The organism is Pseudomonas sp. MWU349, from assembly GCF_017947325.1.
Classification (GTDB): domain Bacteria; phylum Pseudomonadota; class Gammaproteobacteria; order Pseudomonadales; family Pseudomonadaceae; genus Aquipseudomonas; species Aquipseudomonas protegens.
This window is the reverse complement of record NZ_JAFEVP010000008.1, coordinates 123,551-145,173: the sequence shown is the minus strand read 5'-3', so window position 1 is coordinate 145,173 and position 21,623 is coordinate 123,551. Positions and strand designations below refer to the sequence as shown.

General features: G+C 63.5%; 25 protein-coding genes. 2 read left to right on the top strand and 23 right to left on the bottom strand.

What is annotated here, in order from left to right; translation table 11 throughout:
• Positions 1–54: 54 nt before the first annotated feature.
• The 11 genes from KCG88_RS28085 to ccmA all read right to left on the bottom strand — a co-directional run bounded on the left by KCG88_RS28085 (position 55) and on the right by ccmA (position 8,689).
• Entirely contained in the window at positions 55–1,197 is a 1,143-nt protein-coding gene (locus tag KCG88_RS28085; RefSeq protein ID WP_210713586.1) for a hypothetical protein, read from the bottom strand.
• Positions 1,198–1,316: 119 nt separating this feature from the next.
• The gene (locus tag KCG88_RS28080) at positions 1,317–1,715 is read right to left on the bottom strand and encodes a hypothetical protein (protein WP_047284594.1); all 399 of its coding nucleotides are present in this window, start codon (positions 1,713–1,715) and stop codon (positions 1,317–1,319) included.
• Positions 1,716–1,729: 14 nt separating this feature from the next.
• Positions 1,730–2,941, bottom strand: coding sequence for a c-type cytochrome biogenesis protein CcmI (gene ccmI, locus KCG88_RS28075; protein ID WP_015634649.1), 1,212 nt, complete (start codon positions 2,939–2,941; stop codon positions 1,730–1,732).
• A complete protein-coding gene (locus tag KCG88_RS28070; protein WP_210713585.1) occupies positions 2,938–3,408 on the bottom strand; it encodes a cytochrome c-type biogenesis protein in 471 nt (156 codons plus the stop codon). Before KCG88_RS28070 ends, ccmI begins: the two co-directional genes overlap by 4 nt.
• The gene (locus KCG88_RS28065) at positions 3,405–3,941 is read right to left on the bottom strand and encodes a DsbE family thiol:disulfide interchange protein (RefSeq protein WP_011060021.1); all 537 of its coding nucleotides are present in this window, start codon (positions 3,939–3,941) and stop codon (positions 3,405–3,407) included. The genes KCG88_RS28070 and KCG88_RS28065 overlap by 4 nt, the downstream gene beginning before the upstream one ends.
• A complete protein-coding gene (locus tag KCG88_RS28060) occupies positions 3,938–5,926 on the bottom strand; it encodes a heme lyase CcmF/NrfE family subunit (protein ID WP_047284587.1) in 1,989 nt (662 codons plus the stop codon). The genes KCG88_RS28065 and KCG88_RS28060 overlap by 4 nt, the downstream gene beginning before the upstream one ends.
• A 3-nt stretch (positions 5,927–5,929) precedes the next feature.
• Complete coding sequence (gene ccmE / locus KCG88_RS28055; RefSeq protein ID WP_011060019.1) at positions 5,930–6,385, bottom strand: cytochrome c maturation protein CcmE; 456 nt, start codon at positions 6,383–6,385, stop codon at positions 5,930–5,932.
• The gene (gene ccmD, locus KCG88_RS28050; RefSeq protein WP_016965418.1) at positions 6,382–6,558 is read right to left on the bottom strand and encodes a heme exporter protein CcmD; all 177 of its coding nucleotides are present in this window, start codon (positions 6,556–6,558) and stop codon (positions 6,382–6,384) included. Before ccmD ends, ccmE begins: the two co-directional genes overlap by 4 nt.
• Entirely contained in the window at positions 6,555–7,310 is a 756-nt protein-coding gene (locus tag KCG88_RS28045; protein ID WP_016965419.1) for a heme ABC transporter permease, read from the bottom strand. Before KCG88_RS28045 ends, ccmD begins: the two co-directional genes overlap by 4 nt.
• Before the next feature lie 78 nt (positions 7,311–7,388).
• Positions 7,389–8,057 carry a heme exporter protein CcmB gene (gene ccmB / locus KCG88_RS28040; RefSeq protein WP_210713584.1) on the bottom strand — a complete coding sequence of 223 codons (669 nt, stop codon included), beginning with the start codon at positions 8,055–8,057 and terminating at the stop codon, positions 7,389–7,391.
• Positions 8,054–8,689, bottom strand: coding sequence for a cytochrome c biogenesis heme-transporting ATPase CcmA (gene ccmA, locus KCG88_RS28035; protein WP_047336053.1), 636 nt, complete (start codon positions 8,687–8,689; stop codon positions 8,054–8,056). The genes ccmB and ccmA overlap by 4 nt, the downstream gene beginning before the upstream one ends.
• Before the next feature lie 196 nt (positions 8,690–8,885).
• On the opposite strand from ccmA, the gene KCG88_RS28030 reads away from it, so the two are divergent.
• Together KCG88_RS28030 and KCG88_RS28025 are read left to right on the top strand one after the other, a co-directional pair.
• On the top strand, positions 8,886–10,469 hold the full coding sequence (locus KCG88_RS28030) for a flagellar hook-length control protein FliK (protein ID WP_210713583.1): 1,584 nt from the start codon (positions 8,886–8,888) through the stop codon (positions 10,467–10,469).
• The gene (locus KCG88_RS28025; RefSeq protein ID WP_210713582.1) at positions 10,466–10,795 is read left to right on the top strand and encodes an EscU/YscU/HrcU family type III secretion system export apparatus switch protein; all 330 of its coding nucleotides are present in this window, start codon (positions 10,466–10,468) and stop codon (positions 10,793–10,795) included. Before KCG88_RS28030 ends, KCG88_RS28025 begins: the two co-directional genes overlap by 4 nt.
• A gap of 59 nt (positions 10,796–10,854) precedes the next feature.
• On the opposite strand, the gene KCG88_RS28020 is transcribed toward KCG88_RS28025, so the two are convergent.
• From KCG88_RS28020 to fleN, 12 genes are all read right to left on the bottom strand, one after another.
• Positions 10,855–11,247, bottom strand: a complete 393-nt coding sequence (locus tag KCG88_RS28020; RefSeq protein WP_047284576.1) for a DUF2802 domain-containing protein — start codon at positions 11,245–11,247, stop codon at positions 10,855–10,857.
• A complete protein-coding gene (locus tag KCG88_RS28015) occupies positions 11,248–11,730 on the bottom strand; it encodes a chemotaxis protein CheW (RefSeq protein WP_011060011.1) in 483 nt (160 codons plus the stop codon). It lies immediately after the preceding gene.
• Positions 11,731–11,809: 79 nt separating this feature from the next.
• Complete coding sequence (locus tag KCG88_RS28010; protein ID WP_047284573.1) at positions 11,810–12,688, bottom strand: CheW domain-containing protein; 879 nt, start codon at positions 12,686–12,688, stop codon at positions 11,810–11,812.
• Positions 12,689–12,772: 84 nt separating this feature from the next.
• Positions 12,773–13,561 (bottom strand): ParA family protein, encoded by a 789-nt coding sequence (locus tag KCG88_RS28005; protein ID WP_011060009.1) that lies wholly within the window; start codon positions 13,559–13,561, stop codon positions 12,773–12,775.
• A gap of 50 nt (positions 13,562–13,611) precedes the next feature.
• On the bottom strand, positions 13,612–14,496 hold the full coding sequence (gene motD, locus KCG88_RS28000; protein ID WP_011060008.1) for a flagellar motor protein MotD: 885 nt from the start codon (positions 14,494–14,496) through the stop codon (positions 13,612–13,614).
• 2 nt (positions 14,497–14,498) lie between these two features.
• Positions 14,499–15,239: a flagellar motor protein gene (locus tag KCG88_RS27995; RefSeq protein ID WP_011060007.1), complete on the bottom strand. Its 741-nt coding sequence runs from the start codon at positions 15,237–15,239 to the stop codon at positions 14,499–14,501.
• Positions 15,239–16,360: a chemotaxis response regulator protein-glutamate methylesterase gene (locus tag KCG88_RS27990; RefSeq protein ID WP_011060006.1), complete on the bottom strand. Its 1,122-nt coding sequence runs from the start codon at positions 16,358–16,360 to the stop codon at positions 15,239–15,241. The genes KCG88_RS27995 and KCG88_RS27990 overlap by 1 nt, the downstream gene beginning before the upstream one ends.
• A gap of 47 nt (positions 16,361–16,407) precedes the next feature.
• Positions 16,408–18,684 (bottom strand): chemotaxis protein CheA, encoded by a 2,277-nt coding sequence (locus KCG88_RS27985; RefSeq protein WP_210713581.1) that lies wholly within the window; start codon positions 18,682–18,684, stop codon positions 16,408–16,410.
• 12 nt (positions 18,685–18,696) lie between these two features.
• On the bottom strand, positions 18,697–19,485 hold the full coding sequence (locus KCG88_RS27980) for a protein phosphatase CheZ (protein ID WP_047284566.1): 789 nt from the start codon (positions 19,483–19,485) through the stop codon (positions 18,697–18,699).
• A 30-nt stretch (positions 19,486–19,515) separates the two neighbouring features.
• Positions 19,516–19,887: a chemotaxis response regulator CheY gene (locus tag KCG88_RS27975; protein WP_003183998.1), complete on the bottom strand. Its 372-nt coding sequence runs from the start codon at positions 19,885–19,887 to the stop codon at positions 19,516–19,518.
• A 165-nt stretch (positions 19,888–20,052) separates the two neighbouring features.
• Positions 20,053–20,793, bottom strand: coding sequence for an RNA polymerase sigma factor FliA (gene fliA, locus KCG88_RS27970; RefSeq protein WP_011060003.1), 741 nt, complete (start codon positions 20,791–20,793; stop codon positions 20,053–20,055).
• Positions 20,790–21,620 (bottom strand): flagellar synthesis regulator FleN, encoded by an 831-nt coding sequence (fleN, locus tag KCG88_RS27965; protein ID WP_016963180.1) that lies wholly within the window; start codon positions 21,618–21,620, stop codon positions 20,790–20,792. Before fleN ends, fliA begins: the two co-directional genes overlap by 4 nt.
• Positions 21,621–21,623: the final 3 nt, after the last annotated feature.

Sequence of the window (21,623 nt, the reverse complement as noted above, 5' to 3'; positions counted from 1 at the left end):
CCCCGCCCCTGCCCGGCATTGGCCGGGCAGGCAAGCTGCACCGGGGCGGGCGCCTCAGATGCGTTCGCGCACCAGGACTTCGATATTGGCCGCCGCTCCCCAGAGCCGCAGGCGCCCGATCAGGCCGGCATCGGTTTCCCCCACCAGGTACAGAGTGTCGATGGTCTGGGTCGCGGCCCATTCGACGAACTCGCTGCTGTCGAAGTCGGCCAGGCTGGTCAATCGGAATTCACTTTCATAGAAGCCCGGGGTGACCGGGACCGGGGTGTCCTGGGGGCCGGGCGCGCCGATGAAGTCGCAGCCCAGGTGCACCACGCCCCATCGGGCGACCCGCCAATTGCCCAGGGCTTCATCCAGCCGTGCCCGGGCGCCACGGGCAAAGCCCAGGCCATCGATGACCACGCGACGGTTGATGATCAGCCACAGCTTGCGCCGCCGTGGTGCCTTGAGCAGCACTTCGCCGGTGACCTTGGAGGCACGCAATGCCAGGGCGATCACCAGCAGCAAAGGCACGAAGTAGCTGTAGAGCCTCTCGGTAGCGCTGACCGTTACCAACCCGTACAGGCGCCGTACCTCGGCCCGCTGCTGCTCCAGTTCCTTGAGGCTTTCACTCAAGCCCTGCAGCCATTGGCGGATGGGAGCCGCCGTGTATTCGCCGCGGATCTCCCCCAGCGCCTGCTGCACCTTGGCCTCTGCCAAGGCCGAAAGGCGCCCGTCCGCGGTGCGTTCCAGCGCTGCAAAACGCTCGCACAGGCTGCTGACCTGGGCCGCATCCTGGGGCTCGTAGCGAGCGATGGCCGCCTTGCAGTGCTCCACGCCCAGCATGTCCTCGATCTCCGTGGCCACGCGCCGCTGCAGCCCGGCCTGGGCCTGCTGCGCCAACTGGTAATCGGTCTGGAACCAGTCCACGCGCACCGCCTGGGTGGCGCTGATCAGGGCCAGGGACGCCAGCAGCAGCCAGGCGTAGTCCACGCGCTTCCAGCCGATCTCGCCCAAGGGAAAGACCGATATGAAGCTCCAGCAGAAGAAGTAGTACATGAAGGCGAATGCCAGCAGCAGGCACACCGGCTCCAGCGAGAGGTAGATCAGCTCCGGCACCTCGGCCGGGCCAAAGCCATACACCAGCAACAGCACACAGATCAGCGCAAGCCAGAACACCATCGGCGTGAAATAGGGTTTGTTCAGGTCATTCTTCATCGGGCGCTCAACGGCTGATACTCGGGAACACCCCGCTGTATCGGCCAGGCATCCCGAGGCTTAAATAATCCAGCCCGGGCGCAGGCTCTGGCCTGCGCCTGTGCGCTTATCGGACAGGGTTACTGGAACTGGCGACCAAGCCCGGCGGGCACACCGTGGATATCGGTGTCTTCCCAGGGCCCGTCGGGGCTGATGGAACGGCTCCAGCCATTGTTCCAGCGGTAGTAGGTGCGCTGGCGGTAGAAGGTGTTGCTCTGGTCATCCAGCACATAGACCCCCAACCGCGCATCCCAATGGCTGTGCCCGCCCGGTGGTGGCGCGAAGCTGGCGGAGGTGCGTGGCAGGGGCTTGGCGGCGGGGATCGGCGCGCTGGGCGTACCCGGCGCCGTGGACGGGGCCGGGCGTGTGCTCGGCCCTGGCGGGATCGGCTCGGAGCTGGTGGGCACCGGCCGATGGACCGTACATGCGCTCAACCCCAGGACCAGTGATAACAGGGTGATACGAGCGATGGCGGTCATGGCGGCTTCTCTGATTATTGATCCGGGCTGTCGATGGTCAGCTGCTGGGCAGCGGTGGTGCTGCTGGCCAGAGGCTGGCTGCGCCCGACCCACTCGCCGGCCGTCGGCTGGCCGGCGCGGGACACGCGCGCAACCAGTTGGACTTCAGGGAAGTTCGACAGTTTCAACTGCGGCATCATCGCGTCGGCATCCGCCAGCTCGACCGTGGCCGGCAAGTCGGCCACGGTCAGGCGCTTGGCCGCCAGCGGCGCGGGTGGGCCCTGGGTGGCGCGAGCGAAGATGAACACGCTGTCGCCCGGCTGGACCTTGGCCTTGAGCTCGGCCGCCAGGTCGACCCTGACCTTGAGCACCGCGCCCTTGGCCTGAGCCTTGGCCGCAGGTTCGCTGGCAACCTTGCCGCCACTGGCCACCAGCTTCTCGCTGGCGCGGTCGATACCGCCCTGCAACGCGGCGCGGGAGTTGTCGTCCGGCGGCAGTTGCGCCTGCAGGCGCTTCCAGTAGTCGATGGCTTCCTGGAAACGCCCGCCCTCGAAGGCGGCGATCCCTAGCAGCCCGAGGCTGGTGACTTCATTGGGGTCGGCTTTCAGGGCTTCGTCGGTCAGGCCCTGGACCTTGTCCGACCATTGCTTGTTGTCGGCAAAGTACTGCGCCTGGGCCCATTGCCCCAGCAGCTCGGGCTGGCGCCCGGCCAGGGCCACGGTGCGTTCGAAGATCTTCGCCGCGTCCGCCGGCCGGTCCTGGGCCATGTAGGTACGGCCGAGGAAGTACAGGCCTTCGGCGGAATCCGGCTGGGCCGCTACCGCACGCTCCAGGCGCCGGGTCATTTCCTCCATGGACTGGGGCGCCTGGGCGAACTCCCGGGTCAGCTCGACCTTGTCGCTGGCACCAAAATGCAGGTACAGGCCCAGGCCCAGTACCGGCACCAGCAGCGCGGCCAGCAACGGCAGCGGCTTGCCCAGGCGTGAAGTGCGCACGTTAGCGCTGCCTTCGGTATCGGCCAGCAGTTCGCGCGCGGCTTCGGCACGGCCGCTGTCCATCTGTTCGGCACTGAGCACGCCTTCCTGCTGCTGGCTGTGCAGTTCGGCCACACGCTCTTCATAAAGCGCCACGTTCAGCGCGGTACGATCCTCTTCACGCTGAGCGCGACGCTCACGCAATACGGGGATCAACAGGAAACTCAGGGCAATCAGGAGCAGCAGGCCTGCCGCAAGCCAGAAATCAATCATGGGTGGTTTTTATCCAGCAGTTGGTCGAGGCGCTGACGCTCTTCGACGGAAAGCGTGTTCGGGCTGTCAGTGCGCTGCACGCGCCGACGCCGGACAATCACGACAATGATCACCAACCCGCCCAGCAGCAGCCCGGCGGGGCCGAACCAGAGCAAGGCAGTCTTGCCGGTCAGGGCCGGACGGTAGCGCACGAAGTCACCGTAGCGATCGACCATGAAGTCGATGATCTGCTGGTTGTCCTTGCCCTCGCCGAGCATGCGGAAAATCTCTTTGCGCAGGTCGGCGGCAATCGGCGCGTTGGAATCGGCGATGTCCTGGTTCTGGCACTTGGGGCAGCGCAGTTCCTTGGTCAACTCGTGGAACCGTTCACGATCGGTGTCGTTGGCGAACTGGTAGGTGTCGATGGCGGCATGGGTCATGCCGGCGATGCCCAGGCCAAGGATGGCGGCGGCTAACCAGCGCTTCATGGCTTGGCCTCGTCGACCAGGGCCTGGTACTTGGCGGCCAGTTGCTCGCGCCACACCACTTCGTCGATCACCCCGACGTACTTGTCGCGGATGATGCCCTTGGCGTCGATGAAAAAGGTTTCCGGAGCACCGTAGACGCCCAGGTTCAGCCCCAGGGAGCCCTCCTCGTCACGCACGTCCAGCAGGTAGGGATTGTGGAATTCGGCCAGCCACTTCAGGGCATCGGCGTTGACGTCCTTGTAGTTGATGCCGTAGATCACCACGCCCTTCTCGGCCAGCTTGTTCAGCACCGGGTGCTCGACCCGGCAGGAAATGCACCAGGTGCCCCAGACGTTGACCAGCGCCGGCTTGCCCAGCAGGTCGGCGCGGGTCAGGGTCTTGTCGCCCTGCACCGACGGCAGGGAGAACTCCGGGAACGGCTTGCCGATCATCGCCGACGGCAGTTCGGCCGGGTCCAGGTACAACCCGCGATAGAGGAACACCGCTACCACCAGGAACACCGCCAGGGGCAGCATCATCATCCAGCGTCTCATGCCGTAGCTCCTGTCATGCCCAGCGCTTCGCGCACGCGGCTTTTAACCTTGACCCGGTAACGCCGGTCCAGGGCCGCCAGCAAGCCACCGAAACCGGTGAGCAGGCCGCCGAACCAGATCCAGCGCACGAACGGCTTGACGTGCACCCGCACCGCCCAGGCGCCATCGCCCAGGGGTTCGCCCAGGGCCACATACAGGTCGCGGGTGAAGCCGGCATCGATCCCGGCCTCGGTCATCATCGAGCTCTGTACGGTGTACAGGCGTTTTTCCGGATGCAACACCGCCACTTCCTTGCCATTGCGCACCACACGCACGGTGCCCTTGTCGGAGGTGAAGTTCGGCCCTTCGAAGTGCTTGGCACCTTCGAAGATGAAGTGATAGCCGGCCAGTTCCATGGATTCGCCCGGCTCCAGGCGCAAGTCACGCTCGGCGCTGTTCTGGCTCGACAGCACCACGCCCAAGGCGCAGACCGCAATGCCCAGGTGCGCCAGCTGCATGCCCCAGTAACTGCGGGTCAGGCCGGACAGGCCCTTGATCAGGCCCTTGTGCCGGGTCTTGTCGACGATGTCGCGTACCCCGGCCAGCAGCACCCAGGCCGCCAGCAGGAAAGTCGCCAGCACCGCCCAGTTGAAATCGCCGTAGGCAATGCCCGCGACCACGGCCAGGGCCACGCTGCCCAGCAGTACCGGGCCGAGCATGCCCACCAGCCATTTCACCGGGGTGTCTTTCCAGCGCACCAGGACGCCCACCGCCATCACCACCATCAGCAGGGCCATCAGCGGAATGAACAGCGCGTTGAAGTACGGCGGGCCCACCGACAGCTTGGCGCCGGTCAGGGCGTCCAGCACCAGCGGGTACAGGGTGCCGAGGAGAATCATCGAGGCCGCCACCACCAGCACCAGGTTGTTGCCCAGCAGCAGGGTTTCCCGGGACCAGAGGTTGAAGCCCACCTGGCTCTTGACCACCGGCGCGCGCAGGGCGAACAGGGTCAGCGAACCACCCACCACGAACAGCAGGAAAATCAGGATGAACACGCCGCGCTCAGGGTCGGAGGCGAAGGCATGCACCGAAGTCAGGACGCCGGAACGCACCAGGAAAGTCCCCAGCAGGCTCAGGGAGAAGGCGGCAATCGCCAGCAGCACGGTCCAGCTCTTGAACACCCCGCGCTTTTCCGTGACCGCCAGGGAGTGGATCAGCGCCGTGCCCACCAGCCAGGGCATGAACGAGGCGTTTTCCACCGGGTCCCAGAACCACCAGCCACCCCAACCCAGTTCGTAGTAGGCCCACCAGGAGCCCAGGGTGATGCCGATGCCGAGGAAGGCCCAGGCCACGATGGTCCAGGGCCGCGACCAGCGAGCCCAGGCGGCGTCCAGGCGACCGCCGAGCAAGGCGGCGATGGCGAAGGCGAAGGCCACCGAAAAACCCACATAGCCCATGTAGAGCATCGGCGGGTGAACGATCAGGCCAATGTCCTGCAACAGCGGGTTGAGGTCGCGACCATCGGCCGGCACCTGGGGCAGGATCCGCGAAAACGGGTTGGAGGTCATGATCAGGAACAGCAGGAAGCCGGTGCTGATCATGCCCATCACCGCCAGCACCCGGGCCAGCATCACCTGGGGCAACTGGCGCGAGAACACCGACACGGCGAAGGTCCAGCCACCGAGGATCAGTGCCCAGAGCAGCAGCGAGCCTTCGTGAGCCCCCCACACGGCGCTGAACTTGTAGTACCAGGGCAAGGCGCTGTTGGAGTTGCTGGCGACATAGGCCACCGAGAAATCGTCGCTCATGAAAGCGTAGGTCAGGCAGCCGAAGGCAAACGCGAGGAACGCGAACTGGCCCCAGGCAGCCGGCTGGGCCAGGCTCATCCACAGGCGATCACCGCGCCAGGCGCCCAGCAGAGGCACCACGGCCTGGACCAGGGCGAAGCACAGGGCGAGGATCATCGCCAGGTGACCGAGTTCGGGAACGAACAGTGCGGAACTCATGGCTTAACCCTCTTTCGCTGGTGTCGGTGCCGACTGGCCGCTGTCTTTCAGGGCCTTGGTGACTTCCGGCGGCATGTATTTCTCGTCGTGCTTGGCCAGCACTTCATCGGCCACCACCACGCCATCGGCGTTGAGCTTGCCCAGGGCGACGATGCCCTGCCCTTCGCGGAACAGGTCCGGAAGGATGCCGCGGTAGGTGATGGTCACCGACTTGTTGAAGTCGGTGACCACGAATTTCACGTCCAGGGAGTCGGCGGAACGCTGCAGGGAACCGGCCTGGACCATGCCGCCGGCGCGGATCCGCGTGTCCAGTGGTGCTTCGCCATTGGCGATCTGGGTCGGGGTGTAGAACAGGTTGATGTTTTCCTTCAGCGCACTGAGGGCCAGGCCCACGGCAATGCCGACACCGACCAGAATCGCCAGGATGATCAAAAGACGCTTTTTACGCAGCGGATTCACTTACCGTTCTCCCGGCGCAGACGACGCGCCTCTTGTTGCAGATAGCGCTTGCGGGCCAGGATCGGCTCCGCCACGTTGATGGCCAGGACTGCCAGGCAGATGCCATAAGCCGACCACACATAGAGGCCGTGATGGCCCATGGCAAGAAAGTCGCTGAAGGATGCAAAACTCATCGAACGGTCTCCAGGCAACCTTGTACTTCGGCCTTGACCCAACTGGCCCGGGCTTCGCGCTTGAGCACTTCGAGGCGCATGCGCAGCAACAGCACGGCGCCGAAGAAGCAGTAGAAACCAAGGGCCGTGAGCAGCAGCGGCAACCACATTTCCACCGGCATCGCCGGCTTTTCGGTCAGGGTGAAGGTCGCGCCCTGGTGCAGGGTGTTCCACCACTCCACCGAGTACTTGATGATCGGGATGTTCACCACGCCGACAATGGCCAGTACCGCGCAGGCCTTGGCGGCGCTGTCACGATTGCTGATGGCGTTGCCCAGGGCAATCAGACCGAAGTACAGAAACAGAAGAATGAGCATCGACGTAAGTCGTGCATCCCAGACCCACCATGAACCCCAGGTCGGCTTGCCCCAGATGGCACCGGTCACCAGCGCCACGGCGGTCATCCAGGCACCGATTGGCGCCGCGCATTGCAGCGCCACGTCCGCCAGCTTCATCTTCCACACCAGCCCAACCACGCCGCAGACCGCCAGCATCACGTAGCAGGACTGCGCCAGCATGGCCGCCGGGACATGAATATAGATGATGCGGAAGCTGTTGCCCTGCTGGTAGTCCGGTGGCGCGAAGGCCAGGCCCCAGGCCACGCCGACAGCAATCAGCAAGAACGCCGCGACGCTAAGCCAGGGCAGCATTTTTCCGCTGATGCCATAGAACCATTTAGGCGAGCCGAGCTTGTGAAACCAGGTCCAGTTCATTCGTTGTTTCCATCACGGTTGCTCTTCGCATTCACGAACAGCCAGGGTCTTTACTGGTCAAAAAACAACCAGACCTCATTATTCGCCGACGCTGATCTTCAGGCCAGCAGCTATTGCAAAGGGTGTAAGGGTCACTGCCAGGGCGGTCAGGCTCCCAAGCCACAGCAGATAACCTGTCGCCGGCATGCCCTGCAACGCGGCCTGCAGGGCGCCGCTGCCAAGAATCAGTACCGGGATATACAAAGGCAGGATCAGCAGCGCCAGCAGCAAGCCGCCGCGTTTCAAACCCACCGTCAACGCCGCACCCACTGCGCCCAGCAGGCTCAGCACCGGAGTGCCCAGCAGCAATGACAGCAGCAACACCGGCAGGCAGGCCGCGGGCAAGCCGAGCATCAAGGCCAGCAAGGGGGCAAGCAATACCAGTGCCAGGCCGGAAAAGACCCAGTGTGCCAGTACCTTGGCCAAAACCAGAAGAGCCAGGGGGTGCGACGAAAGGACCCACTGCTCCAGGGATCCGTCCTCGAAATCACTGCGAAAAAGCCCGTCCAGCGAGAGCAGGACGGACAATAAGGCCGCGACCCAGACCAGCCCCGGAGACAAGGTTTGCAACAGACTTGTCTCAGGTCCCACGGCCAGAGGGAACAGTGCGACGACGATCGCGAAGAACACCAGGGGGTTGGCCAACTCCGCCGGGCGTCGGAACAGCAAGCGCGCCTCACGGGCCAGCAATTGGGCAAAGACGCTCATGCTGCCCACCGCCCCAGGTCCAGATCGCGGTAGCCCGAGGGTATGCGGGTCAGTGTGTGGTGAGTGGTCAGGACCACCATGCCGCCACGTTCGCAATGATTGGCCAGGTGTTCCTCGAGCTGGGCTACCCCCTGTTTGTCCAGGGCGGTGAAGGGTTCGTCGAGGATCCACAGTGGCGGGCCGTTCAGATACAGCCGGGCCAGGGCTACACGACGCTGCTGGCCCGCGGACAGGGTGTGACAGGCAACATCCTCGAAACCGCTCAGGCCGACGGCCGCCAGGGCCTGCCAGATAGCGTCGCGCGTGGCCCGCTGGTGCAGCGCGCAGAGCCAGTTGAGGTTTTCCTCGGGAGTCAGGACATCCTTGATCCCGGCGGCATGGCCGATCCACAACAGGTTGCGGGCCAGTTCCGCGCGCTGGGCATGCAAGGGCTGGCCATTGAGCAGTACCTGGCCACTGGTGGGTTGCATCAACCCGGCCAGCAGACGCAGCAAGCTGGTCTTGCCGCTGCCGTTGGGACCGCTGATCTGCACCATGTCGCCGCCCGTCAGTCGCAACTCGAGGTGTTCAAATAGCATCCGCCAATCGCGCTCACAGGCGAGGGCTACGGCTTCGAGAAGAGGGCTGGTCAAGGGATAGCGGGCCTTTACGGGTTCAAGTCGGCAACGGAGCGGCCGTTAAAGAGATGCAGGATAAATGCATTGGCGGCCTGTTCTAGAGAGCTGCGTCAAACAATTGCAATGTTTTCACCACTCCCCCAAAGACGGGCGGCATTATACATGCGAAGCCCTACGCTTATGAGGGCTAATTTCCACAGGTTGTGTCCGAATGACAGGCGAAATGAACATCCTGCCTGCGCCCCAGGTGCCCGCGCCCGGCGCCTCGCGCCCCCAGGCGATCAGCGGGGAACTGCTGAAGCTGGTGCCGCCCCTGGAAGGCCTGATTGCCGCCGGCCAGAGCGCCAAGGCCGAAGTGCTGTCGCTCAAGCAGACCGACCAGACGTTCCAGTTGCTGCTCAAAGTGACCCTCGACAATGGCCGGCAAACCACTTTGCAGGCCACCAGCAATCAGCCCCTGCCCCAAGGCACCAGCCTGGCGGTCACCCAACCCTCGGCGGGCAACCTGGCGATCACCGTGCAACAGGCCATCGCCTCCAGTGTCGCCGCCCTGACCCGCCTGGACACCAGCCAACTGCCCCCCGGCACCCTGATCCAGGCCAAGGTGCTGACCAGCCAGGTGCTGCCCCAGGGCTCCAGCCAGCCGGCGATCTATCGCTCCCTGGTGAGCCTGCTCAACACCGCACAGAGCGGCGCCACCCTGAGCATCGAAAGCCCGCAGCCGCTGCGCATCGGCAGCCTGCTCAGCGCCCTGGTCTCGGATGCCCAGACCCTGAGTTTCGTCCCCCTGAGCAGCCGTCAGGAGCAATTGGCCATCGCCGCCCAACTGGCCAGCCAGCAAAGCCGCCAGGGTTCCCTCAGCAGCTTGATCAACGCCCTGCAGAACCTGCCCGCCGATAGTGACCCCTCGGCCACCTCCACCGACCTGCGCGCCGCCGTCGAGCGCCTGCTGGCCGGCCTGCCCGACATACAGCAACTGAGCACCCCCCGCGGCGTGGCCCAGGCCTTGCTGGGCAGCGGCCTGTTCCTGGAAGCCCGGCTGCTGGCCGGCGCCAACCCGGGGCAGGTGCCAGACATGAAGGCCGACCTGCTGCGCCTGATCGCCCAGCTGACCCCGGGCCTGCCCGCTTCCACCAGCTTCAACGCCATCCTGGCCGCCAACACCCTGGCCCAGTCGCTGCCCAGCTTCGTGCGCAGCGCCCTGGGTACCCTCGGCCAGGTCAGCGCCAAGGCTTCGCCCACCGGCTTTCCATTGCCGGAACGGCTGCTGCAGAGCCTGGAAGGCGAAGGTGACCTGGAACAACTGCTGCGCCTGGCCGCCGCGGCCGTATCGCGTTTGCAGAGCCATCAACTGTCGAGCCTGGAGCAAAGCGGCCTGACCGACGATGGCCGGCTGTTGAGTACCTGGCAGTTGGAAATCCCCATGCGCAACCTGCAGGACGTCGTGCCCTTGCAGGTCAAGCTGCAGCGCGAAGAACCACCGGAACCGGAGCCGGAACACAAACGCGAAGAACGTGAGCCCAAGCAGGCCCTGTGGCGGGTCGAACTGGCCTTCGACCTGGAGCCGCTGGGCCCGCTGCAAGTCCAGGCGCAGCTGATCCAGGGCCGGCTGTCCAGCCAGCTCTGGGCCGAGCGCCCCTACACCGCGAACCTGATTGAAAGCCACCTGGGCAACCTGCGTGAACGCCTGCTGGCCTCGGGACTGAATGTCGGCGACCTGGATTGCCACCTCGGCACTCCGCCCCAGGGCCCGCAAACCCGATTGGAACAACGCTGGGTGGACGAAACCGCATGAAGCACTCTGCACCACCACTCCAGGCCATCGCCCTCAAATACGATGGCCAGCAAGCTCCGACCCTCACCGCCAAGGGCGACGACGAACTGGCCGAAGCCATCCTGAAGATTGCCCGGGACTATGAAGTACCGATCTACGAGAACGCCGAGCTGGTGAAACTGCTGGCGCGACTGGAACTGGGCGAGAGCATTCCGCCGGAGCTGTACCGCACCATCGCCGAGATCATCGCCTTCGCCTGGAACCTCAAGGGCAAGTTCCCGGCGGGGCATGATCCGCAACGGGCGGAACTGGAGAAGGACGTCACCGAGCGCGGCGACGATTACTGATACAGCCCGGCCGCATGAAGGCCCCAGGGGCCTTTTTGCAGCGGGCGTTCGCGGCTACATCAGCCTTTGTGCAGCTTGCTGACCAGTTCCGCTTCGGCCTGGGTGAGGCCGCAGGACTGGGTCAGTTCGTCGACGCTGGCGCCCATGCCCACCAGGCGCGCGGCCTGGGCGAACGACAGGCTGGAAGGGTCACGCTGCTCCAGCTGGGCCAACTTGTCCGGCAAAGGCGCTACCACAGCGCGCAACTCGTGCAGGTCCTCGCCCATGCGCACCGTACCGCTCTGGTAATGGTCGACGCGCTTGGCCAGCTCCTTGATCCGCTGGTCGCGCAAGGCATCGCCCTCAGCCTGCTGGGCAGCAATCTGCCGCTGGTTGCGGGTGTAGGACAGGAACAGAGCCAGAGTGGCGACCCAAAGGATCGCCAGGACAATTACCGCTACCTCGAGGATCAATCAGATACTCTCCAGTTCCGACCATTCCTCTTCGCTCATCATCTTGTCCAGCTCAACCAGAATCAGCAGTTCGCCGTTCTTGTTGCACACGCCCTGGATGAACTTGGCCGACTCTTCGTTGCCGACGTTCGGCGCGGTCTCGACTTCCGACTGGCGCAGGTAAACCACTTCGGCGACGCTGTCCACCATGATCCCGACCACTTGCTTGTCGGCTTCGATGATGACGATCCGGGTGTTGTCGTTGACTTCGGTGGGTACCAGGCCGAAGCGCTGGCGGGTATCGATCACGGTCACCACGTTGCCGCGCAGGTTGATGATCCCCAGCACGTAGCTGGGTGCGCCCGGCACCGGAGCGATCTCGGTGTAGCGCAGCACTTCCTGGACCCGCATCACGTTGATGCCGTAGGACTCGTTATCCAGCTTGAAGGTGACCCATTGCAGGATCGGATCTTCGGAACCCTGTGCAGACGACGACTTATTCATACCCTGACCCCTCAAATAACCGTTGAAAACGGCGTGTGTTCTGTGTGGCCACGCCCGACGGACGCGGCCTGTTGTTGGTTTACTTCGGCTTGTGGGCCGCTTGACTGATCGCCATCTGCTTGGCGCCACCGGTGGCGATCAATTCCGCCAGTTCGGCAACATCGAGCAAGGCGCACATATGTTCAATCACCGTGCCGGCCAGCCACGGGCGTTGGCCACGGTGACTGCGCCACTTGATTTCATTGGGGTCTAGGCGCAGCGAGCGGCTGACCTGATGCACCGCCAGCCCCCACTCATAGCCCTGGACCGAGATCACGTACTGCAGGCCCTGGCGGAAATCGTCGCGGTAGCGATCCGGCATGACCCAGCGTGCGGTATCCAGCACCTTCAGGTTGCCAGCCTGGCTCGGCAGGATACCGAGGAACCATTCCGGCTGGCCGAACAGCGGCGTCAGCTCCTGCCCGGCCAGGGAATAGATCGAGCCCAGGCACACCAGGGGCACCGCCAGGGTCAGGCCCGCAACATCGAACAACAGGCACTCGAACGGCTCTGCCGCCCAGGCGGGACGATCGCTGCCGGTGACCGGAGGCGGCGTATTGCTCGGCGGCAAGTGCACTTCCACCACGGGCGGCACCAGGGCCTGGAGCATCGGCACCACGGGCGAGAGGGTACTTGGCATGGGCTCCGGCGCTTCCAGCACCGGGGCGGCAACGGGCTCTGGCGCAGCAACCGCAGGCGCCGAGTGTTGCTGGAGCTCGGCGTCACGGGCCTGCTCTTCCAGTACCGCGGCCTGGAATTCATCCAGCACTTCACTGGAGGCTTCGACCACGACCGGGGCGGGCACCGGGATCGGCGGCTCGGGCAGCAACTCCTCGTCGGTGGCGTCCTGCAGCAAGGCGTCCAGGTACGACTGCAGCGCCAACTGCGGCCGGCTCTTTACATCCAAAGGACGGTTCATGAGGATGCCCACGCTAAAACCCCGATACAGTGACCTGTAGGGGTTATCGGCCGAGCGGCGTGGCGACTTGAATAACGCTTCACGTCAAGCCACCTGCGCCACGAGCTGCTGGGCCAGCAAGTGCTTGAGCAAGGCCTTGTAGGCCAGTACGCCACGGCTCTTGCCATCGAATTGCGAAGGGGTGACCCCGGCCCGGCTGGCGTCGCGCAGGCGGGTATCCACCGGAATGTAGCCTTGCCAGATCTCCTCGGGAAACTTGTCCCGCAGTACCCGCAAGGTGCCCAGGGAGGCCTGGGTACGGCGGTCGAACAGGGTCGGCACGATAGTGAACGGCAAGGGTTGCTTGCGCGAGCGATTGACCATGGCCAGGGTATTGACCATGCGCTCCAGGCCCTTGACCGCCAGGTGCTCGGTCTGCACCGGGATCACCAACTGCTGGCTGGCCGCCAGGGCATTGACCATCAGCACCCCGAGCAACGGTGGGCTGTCGATCACTGCATAGTCGAAATCCTGCCACAGCTGCGCCAGGCTCTTGGCGATCACCAGGCCCAGGCCGCTCTGCCCCGGCGACTGGCGCTCCAGGGTGGCCAGCGCGGTGCTGGACGGCAACAGCGAAATACGCTCGTGGCTGGTACCCAGCAACAACTGGCCCGGCAGGTCCTGGGGCACATTGCCCTTGTGCAGGAACAGGTCGTAGCTGCTGTGCTCCAGGCTGTCCGGGTCATAGCCGAAGTAGCTGGTCATGGAGCCGTGGGGGTCGAGATCGACCACGACCACACGCTTGCCCGCCTCGGCCAGCAAGCCGGCTAAAGCGATGGAACTGGTGGTTTTACCGACACCACCCTTTTGATTGGCAACTGCCCAGACTCTCATTCGGTTGGTTCCTCCCGCCCGGCCACAGCGGGGCGAGACATAGCGCTTAGTTATAAAGCAGGTGACGGAGAATTGACGGCGCTTCCCTGTACCGGCGTTTTGACCGGGGTTGGTGCAGTTTGTGTGCCAGCACGCTTGAGTGCCGCATCCGGTGTTGCATGGGCGGTGCCGGTACCGGTCAGGCTGCGTCGCACATCCAGGTTGCGCGACACCACCAGCACCACCCGGCGATTGCGCGCCCGGCCTTCGGCGGTGGCGTTGTTGGCCACTGGCTGGAACTCACCGTAGCCCACCGAGGCCATGCGCGCCGGGTTCACCCCCTGCATCGCCAGCATGCGCACGATGCTCGCCGAACGGGCCGAGGACAGCTCCCAGTTGGTCGGGTACTGCGCGGTCTGGATCGGCAGGTTGTCAGTGAAGCCCTCGACATGGATCGGATTGTCGAAAGGTTTGAGGATCTTCGCCACCTTGTCGATGATGGTGAACGCCTGGTCGCTGGGCATGGCATCGCCACTGCCGAACAGCAGGCTGGAGTTGAGTTCGATCTCCACCCACAGTTCATTGCCGCGCACGGTCATCTGGTTGGAGCTGATCAGATCGCCAAAGGCTGCACTGATGTCATCGGCGATGCTTTTCAGCGGGTCGCTGGCCCCGGCGATGCCGGCGTCGGTCTGGTCGCTGTCCTTGACCAGGGGCTTGGCCGGGGTCACGGTCTTGGGACGCTCGTCACCGATAGGAATCGGCTTCAGGCTACGATCGGAGTCGGTGAAGACCCCGATCAAGGCTTCGGAAATGACCTTGTACTTGCCCTCGTTGATCGAGGAAATCGAGTACATGACCACGAAAAACGCGAACAGCAAGGTAATGAAGTCGGCGTAGGAAACCAACCAGCGCTCATGGTTGACGTGTTCTTCTTGCTGGCGACGACGGGCCATAATCAGTCCATGAAGCCTTGCAGCTTCAGCTCGATGGAGCGGGGGTTTTCGCCTTCGGCGATCGACAGGATGCCTTCGAGGAGCATTTCCCGGTAACGCGACTGGCGCAAGGCAACGGATTTCAGCTTGGCGGCGATCGGCAGCAGCACCAGGTTGGCACTGGCCACCCCATAGATAGTGGCGACGAAGGCCACGGCGATGCCGCTACCCAGCTGGGATGGATCGGCCAGGTTGCCCATCACGTGGATCAGGCCCATTACCGCGCCGATGATGCCGATGGTCGGCGCATAGCCGCCCATGCTCTCGAACACCTTGGCGGCCTCGATATCACGGCTTTCCTGGGTATAGAAATCCACTTCGAGAATGCTGCGGATGGCTTCGGGTTCGGCACCGTCCACCAGCAACTGCAAGCCCTTGCGCGCATAGCTGTCAGGCTCGGCATCCGCCACGCCTTCCAGGCCCAGCAGGCCTTCCTTGCGCGCGGTGAGGCTCCAGTTGACCACCCGGTCGATGCCGCCCGGCAGGTCGACCCGGGGCGGGAACAGGATCCAGGCAAGGATCTGCATGGCCCGCTTGAAGGCGCTCAGCGGCGACTGCAGCAGCGCCGCGCCGATGGTCCCGCCGAGCACGATCAGTGCCGCCGGCCCATTGGCCAGGGCCGACAGGTGCCCCCCCTCCAGGTAGTTGCCACCGATGATGGCGACAAACGCCATGATGATCCCGATAAGGCTGAGCACATCCATCAGAGACAGGCCTCGACCAGGTGCCGGCCGATGTCGTCCAGACTGTACACCGCATCCGCCAGGTTGGCCTTGACGATGGCCATGGGCATGCCATAGATCACGCAGCTGGCCTCGTCCTGGGCCCAGACCGCACTGCCGCCCTGCTTGAGCAGACGCGCGCCTTCGCGACCGTCGGCGCCCATGCCGGTGAGCACCACCGCCAGAACTTTGTCACTGTAGGACTTGGCCGCAGAGCCGAAGGTGATATCCACGCACGGCTTGTAGTTCAAGCGCTCATCGCCCGGAAGAATCTTCACCGCACCGCGACCGTCGACCATCATCTGCTTGCCGCCAGGCGCCAGCAGCGCCAGGCCCGGACGCAGGATGTCGCCATCCTCGGCTTCCTTGACACTGATGCGGCAGAGCTTGTCCAGACGCTCGGCAAAGGCCTTGGTGAAGGCCGCAGGCATGTGCTGGATCAAGACGATGGGGGCCGGGAAGTTGGCCGGCAGCTGGGTCAGGACCCGCTGCAGCGCCACCGGGCCGCCTGTGGACGTACCAATGGCCACCAGCTTGTAGGCCTTGCGCTTGGGCGCCGGCGAATTCGCACTGGCCGCCGGCGCCGCTGCGCGGGCCGGAGCCGGTGCGGGAGCTGGCGAGCGCGAGCTGGCGAAGCTCGAAGGAGCAGGTGCCGGCGCACTCGCCGGCTGCGGCGCCGGAGCACTGTAGCTGCTGAAGCGCCGATTGCTGCGCGAGATACTGTGGACCTTCTCGCACAGCAACTGCTTGACCTTCTCGGGATTGCGCGAGATGTCCTCGAAGTTCTTCGGCAGAAAGTCCACCGCCCCCGCATCCAGCGCATCGAGGGTCACTCGGGCGCCTTCGTGGGTCAGGGAGGAGAACATCAGGACCGGCGTCGGGCAGCGCTGCATGATGTGCCGCACTGCGGTGATGCCATCCATCATCGGCATCTCGTAGTCCATGGTGATCACGTCCGGCTTGAGCGCCAGGGCCTGATCGATCGCCTCTTTACCATTGGTCGCCGTGCCGACGACCTGGATATTCGAATCCGCTGAAAGAATTTCCGAGACGCGGCGGCGGAAAAAACCCGAATCGTCCACCACCAGGACTTTGACTGCCATAAACACTCCGTTAGGTGGGGCGAGGCCAACCGCCCCTCCCCGCCGAATCAAATACGCCGTGCGGCGTAACGCTTGAGCATGCTCGGAACATCGAGGATCAGAGCAATGCGGCCGTCACCGGTAATGGTGGCGCCGGACATGCCCGGGGTTCCCTGAAGCATTTTGCCCAAGGGCTTGATGACCACTTCTTCCTGGCCCACCAGTTGATCGACGACAAAGCCGATCCGCTGGGTGCCCACCGAAAGGATCACTACGTGGCCCTCGCGCTGCTCTTCATGAGCGGCGGAACTGACCAGCCAGCGTTTGAGGTAGAACAGGGGCAACGCCTTGTCGCGCACGATCACCACTTCCTGGCCGTCCACCACGTTGGTGCGCGACAGGTCGAGATGGAAGATCTCGTTGACGTTGACCAGCGGGAAAGCGAATGCCTGGTTACCCAGCATGACCATCAGGGTCGGCATGATCGCCAGGGTCAACGGCACCTTGATGACGATCTTCGAACCCTGGCCCTTGGTCGAATAGATGTTGATCGAACCATTGAGCTGGGAAATCTTGGTCTTCACCACGTCCATGCCCACACCGCGACCGGACACATCGGAAATCTCGGTCTTGGTGGAGAAGCCCGGGGCAAAGATCAGGTTGTAGCATTCGGTATCGCTCAGGCGATCGGCGGCGTCCTTGTCCATCACGCCGCGCTTGACGGCGATGGCGCGCAACACGTTAGGGTCCATGCCCTTGCCGTCATCGGAGATCGACAGCAGGATGTGGTCGCCTTCCTGTTCCGCCGCCAGCACCACCTTGCCGCCACGGGACTTGCCCGAGGCTTCGCGCTCTTCCGGCGATTCGATGCCGTGGTCCACCGCGTTGCGCACCAAGTGCACCAGCGGGTCGGCCAGGGCTTCTACCAGGTTCTTGTCGAGGTCGGTTTCTTCCCCCACCAGTTCCAGGTTGATCTCTTTCTTGAGCTGCCGGGCCAGGTCGCGAACCAGGCGCGGGAAGCGCCCGAAGACCTTCTTGATCGGCTGCATGCGGGTCTTCATCACCGCGGTCTGTAGGTCGGCAGTCACCACGTCGAGGTTCGACACGGCCTTGGACATGGCTTCGTCGCCGCTGTTGAGGCCCAGGCGCACCAGGCGGTTACGCACCAGCACCAGCTCGCCCACCATGTTCATGATTTCGTCCAGGCGCGCGGTATCGACCCGCACCGTGGTTTCCGCTTCGCTGGCAGGTTTTTCCGCCGGCGGGGCCGCAGCGGCGGCGCGGGCCGGTGCCGGTGCCGCAGCAGGAGCAGCGGCAGCTTTCGGCGCCTCGGCCTTGGGCTCGGGCTTCTTCGCCGCCGGCTTGGCAACAGCAGCAGTGGCCGCCGCAGCCGGAGCCGCCGTAGCCGCGGCAGGCTTGGCCGCACCCGGGGTTTCGGAGAATTTGCCCTTGCCGTGCAACTCATCCAGCAGGGATTCGAATTCGTGATCGGTGATCAGGTCGCTGCCGGCGGCGGCTGCGCTTGGTGCGGCGGCGGCAGGCGCCGCGGCCACGGCCGAATCCAGGGCGTCCACGGCGAAATTGCCCTTGCCATGCAACTGGTCCAGCAATGCTTCGAATTCATCGTCGGTGATCTCATCACCTGCGCCAGCCGCACCACTGGTGGCACTGGCCGCGGCCGGTGCCACGGCGTCCGGGGCGAACTGGCCCTTGCCGTGCAACTGATCGAGCAGGGATTCGAACTCGGCGTCGGTGATTTCATCGCTGGCCGGCTCGCCCTGGGCCGCAGGTGCCGCGGCAGGCGCTGCTTCGGCTTCGGCCTTGGCGGCATTCAGCGAGTCGAGCAACAGCTCGAATTCGTTATCGGTGATGTCCCCTGCCCGGCTTTCTTCAGCCACAGGCTCGGCAACCGGCTCAACCACCTCTTCCACAGCAGGTGCAGCAGGCTCGGCACCGGCAGGTTCGGCCAGGCGCGCCAGGGCCGCCAGCAACTCCGGTGTGGCAGCGGTGATTTCAGTGCGCTCACGGACCTGGCTGAACATGCCGTTCACCGCGTCCAGAGCTTCAAGCACCACGTCCATCAGTTCCGAGTCGACTCGCCGCTCACCCTTGCGCAGGATGTCGAAGACGTTCTCGGCGATGTGGCAGCACTCCACCAGCTCATTGAGCTGGAGGAAGCCGGCGCCCCCTTTAACAGTGTGAAAACCGCGAAAAATTGCATTGAGCAAGTCCGCATCATCCGGCCGGCTTTCCAGCTCGACCAGTTGTTCGGACAGTTGCTCTAGAATCTCGCCGGCCTCAACCAGGAAATCCTGAAGGATCTCTTCATCGGCGCCGAAGCTCATTAATGGGTGCTCCTAGAATCCAAGGCTGGAAAGCAAATCGTCTACATCGTCCTGACCGGACATAACGTCTTCCCGTTTATCGGCATGAATCTGCGGACCTTCACCCTTGGCGAGATGTTTTTGCGGATCTTTTTCAGCGAGGATCGATTCACGGTCATGTTCGATACCGGCGAAACGATCGACCTGGCTGGCCATCAAGACGAGTTTGAGCAGATTGCTTTCGACTTCCGTGACCAACTGGGTCACACGCTTGATCACCTGACCGGTCAGGTCCTGGTAATCCTGCGCTAGCAGAATGTCGTTGAGGTGGCCGGAAACGGTACGGGTTTCCTGTTCGCTGCGCGTCAGGAAACTGTCGACCCGGCGTGCCAGCTCGCGAAACTCTTCAGCGCCGACCTCGCGCCGCATGAAGCGCCCCCAGTCTGCGCTCAAGGCCTGGGCTTCAGTGCTCAGGCCGTTGACCAGCGGGGTGCTGCTCTCCACCAGGTCCATGGTGCGGTTGGCTGCGGCTTCCGTCAGCCGGACCACATAGGACAGGCGCTCAGTGGCATCCGTGATCTGTGAAACTTCCTCGGCTTGCGGCATGTGCGGGTCAATCTGGAAATTGACGATCGCGCTATGCAGCTCGCGGGTGAGCTTGCCCACTTCCTGGTACAGGCCGCGGTCACGGGTCTGATTGAGCTCATGGATCAATTGCACCGCTTCGCCGAACTTGCCCTTTTCAAGGCTCTCGACCAGTTCCAGCGCATGTTTTTTCAGGGTCGACTCAAAGTCGCCCAGTGAAGATTCGTTATGCTCCATAGCTCCCCCGTGGCGGAATGGCTACGCATCTCAACCGATGCGTTCGAAGATCTTTTCGATCTTCTCTTTCAACGCCTGAGCCGTGAATGGTTTGACCACATAGCCGTTCACGCCGGCCTGGGCGGCTTCGATGATCTGCTCGCGCTTGGCTTCTGCAGTCACCATCAGTACCGGCAGGTGCTTGAGCTTTTCATCGGCGCGCACGTGGCGCAGCAGGTCGATACCGGTCATGCCCGGCATGTTCCAGTCCGTTACCAGAAAGTCGATGCTCCCGCTGTTGAGTACCGGAATGGCGGTAGTGCCATCGTCGGCCTCGACCGTGTTGGTGAATCCCAGATCACGCAACAGGTTCTTAATGATCCGCCGCATCGTTGAAAAATCGTCAACGATGAGGATTTTCATGTTCTTGTCCAATTCGACCTCCAAGCAGTCTTAAACGCATCCAGCACCTGAACGCGCCATTCAATCAATCCGGCATAACACACAACGACTGCATGGAGCACATACTGCAAGACCGGTGCAGCGCTTGCTTCACCGGTCCTGAACGCAGTGTCCCCACACTGCCTGTCAGCGCGCTCGCCACTCCCCCAAACGCCCCCGCAAACGGGCTGCGCACTGGCTGTGTAACTGGCTGACCCGCGATTCGCTGACCCCCAGGACCTCACCGATTTCCTTGAGGTTCAGCTCTTCGTCGTAGTACAGCGCCAACACCAGTCGCTCGCGCTCCGGCAAATTGGCAATCGCATCCGCCAACGCAGCCTGGAAGCGTTCATCCTCCAGGTCCCGTGACGGCTCGAGATGAGCACTGGCGCCATCCTCATGCAGCCCTTCATGCTCGCCGTCCTGCAACAGGTCGTCGAAACTGAACAGGCGGCTGCCCAAGGTGTCGTTCAAAATCCCGTAATAATCGTCGAGACTCAATTGAAGTTCGGCCGCAACTTCATGATCTTTAGCGTCACGACCGGTTTTAGCTTCAATTGCGCGAATCGCATCACTGACCATGCGCGTATTACGGTGCACCGAACGCGGTGCCCAGTCGCCTTTACGAACCTCGTCGAGCATCGCCCCACGGATACGGATACCCGCGTAGGTTTCGAAACTCGCCCCCTTGCTCGCATCGTATTTGGTCGACACTTCGAGCAAACCGATCATCCCGGCCTGAATCAGGTCTTCTACCTGAACACTGGCCGGCAACCGCGCCAGCAGGTGATAGGCAATACGCTTGACCAGAGGCGCGTAGCGCTCGATCAACTCGTACTGGCTGTCACGCGCCGACTTCTTGTAGAGGTTGTAGCCACTGGCAGTCATAGCACCGGTCCCGCTGTTTGATGCACTAGCCGCTCGACAAAAAACTCCAGGTGCCCGCGTGGGTTCGCCGGCAACGGCCAGGTATCGACTTTTTGCGCGATGGCCTTGAACGCCAATGCACACTTCGAACGAGGAAAGGCTTCATAGACCGCACGCTGCTTTTGCACGGCCTTGCGCACGCTTTCGTCGTAGGGAACTGCGCCGACGTATTGTAAGGCCACGTCCAGGAAGCGATCCGTGACCTTGGTCAATTTTGCAAACAGGTTGCGACCTTCCTGAGGGCTCTGAGCCATGTTGGCCAGGACCCGGAAACGGTTCATGCCGTAGTCGCGGTTGAGCAGCTTGATCAGCGCGTAGGCATCCGTGATCGAGGTCGGCTCGTCACACACCACCAGCAGCACTTCCTGGGCCGCGCGGACAAAGCTGACTACCGAGTCACCAATACCCGCAGCGGTGTCGATCACCAGCACATCGAGATTGTCGCCGATATCGCTGAAGGCCTGGATCAGGCCGGCGTGCTGCGCGGGGCTCAGGTGCACCATGCTCTGGGTGCCCGAGGCGGCCGGTACGATACGGATGCCTCCAGGGCCCTGGAGCAGCACATCGCGCAACTCGCAACGGCCCTCGATGACGTCGGCCAGGGTGCGTTTGGGCGTCAGGCCCAGCAGGACATCGACATTGGCCAGTCCCAGGTCGGCATCCAGCAGCAAGACCCGCCGGCCGAGCTCAGCCAGAGCCAGGGACAAGTTCACTGACACATTAGTCTTGCCGACGCCACCTTTGCCGCCGGTCACCGCAATCACCTGTACGGGATGCATGCTGCCCATGTT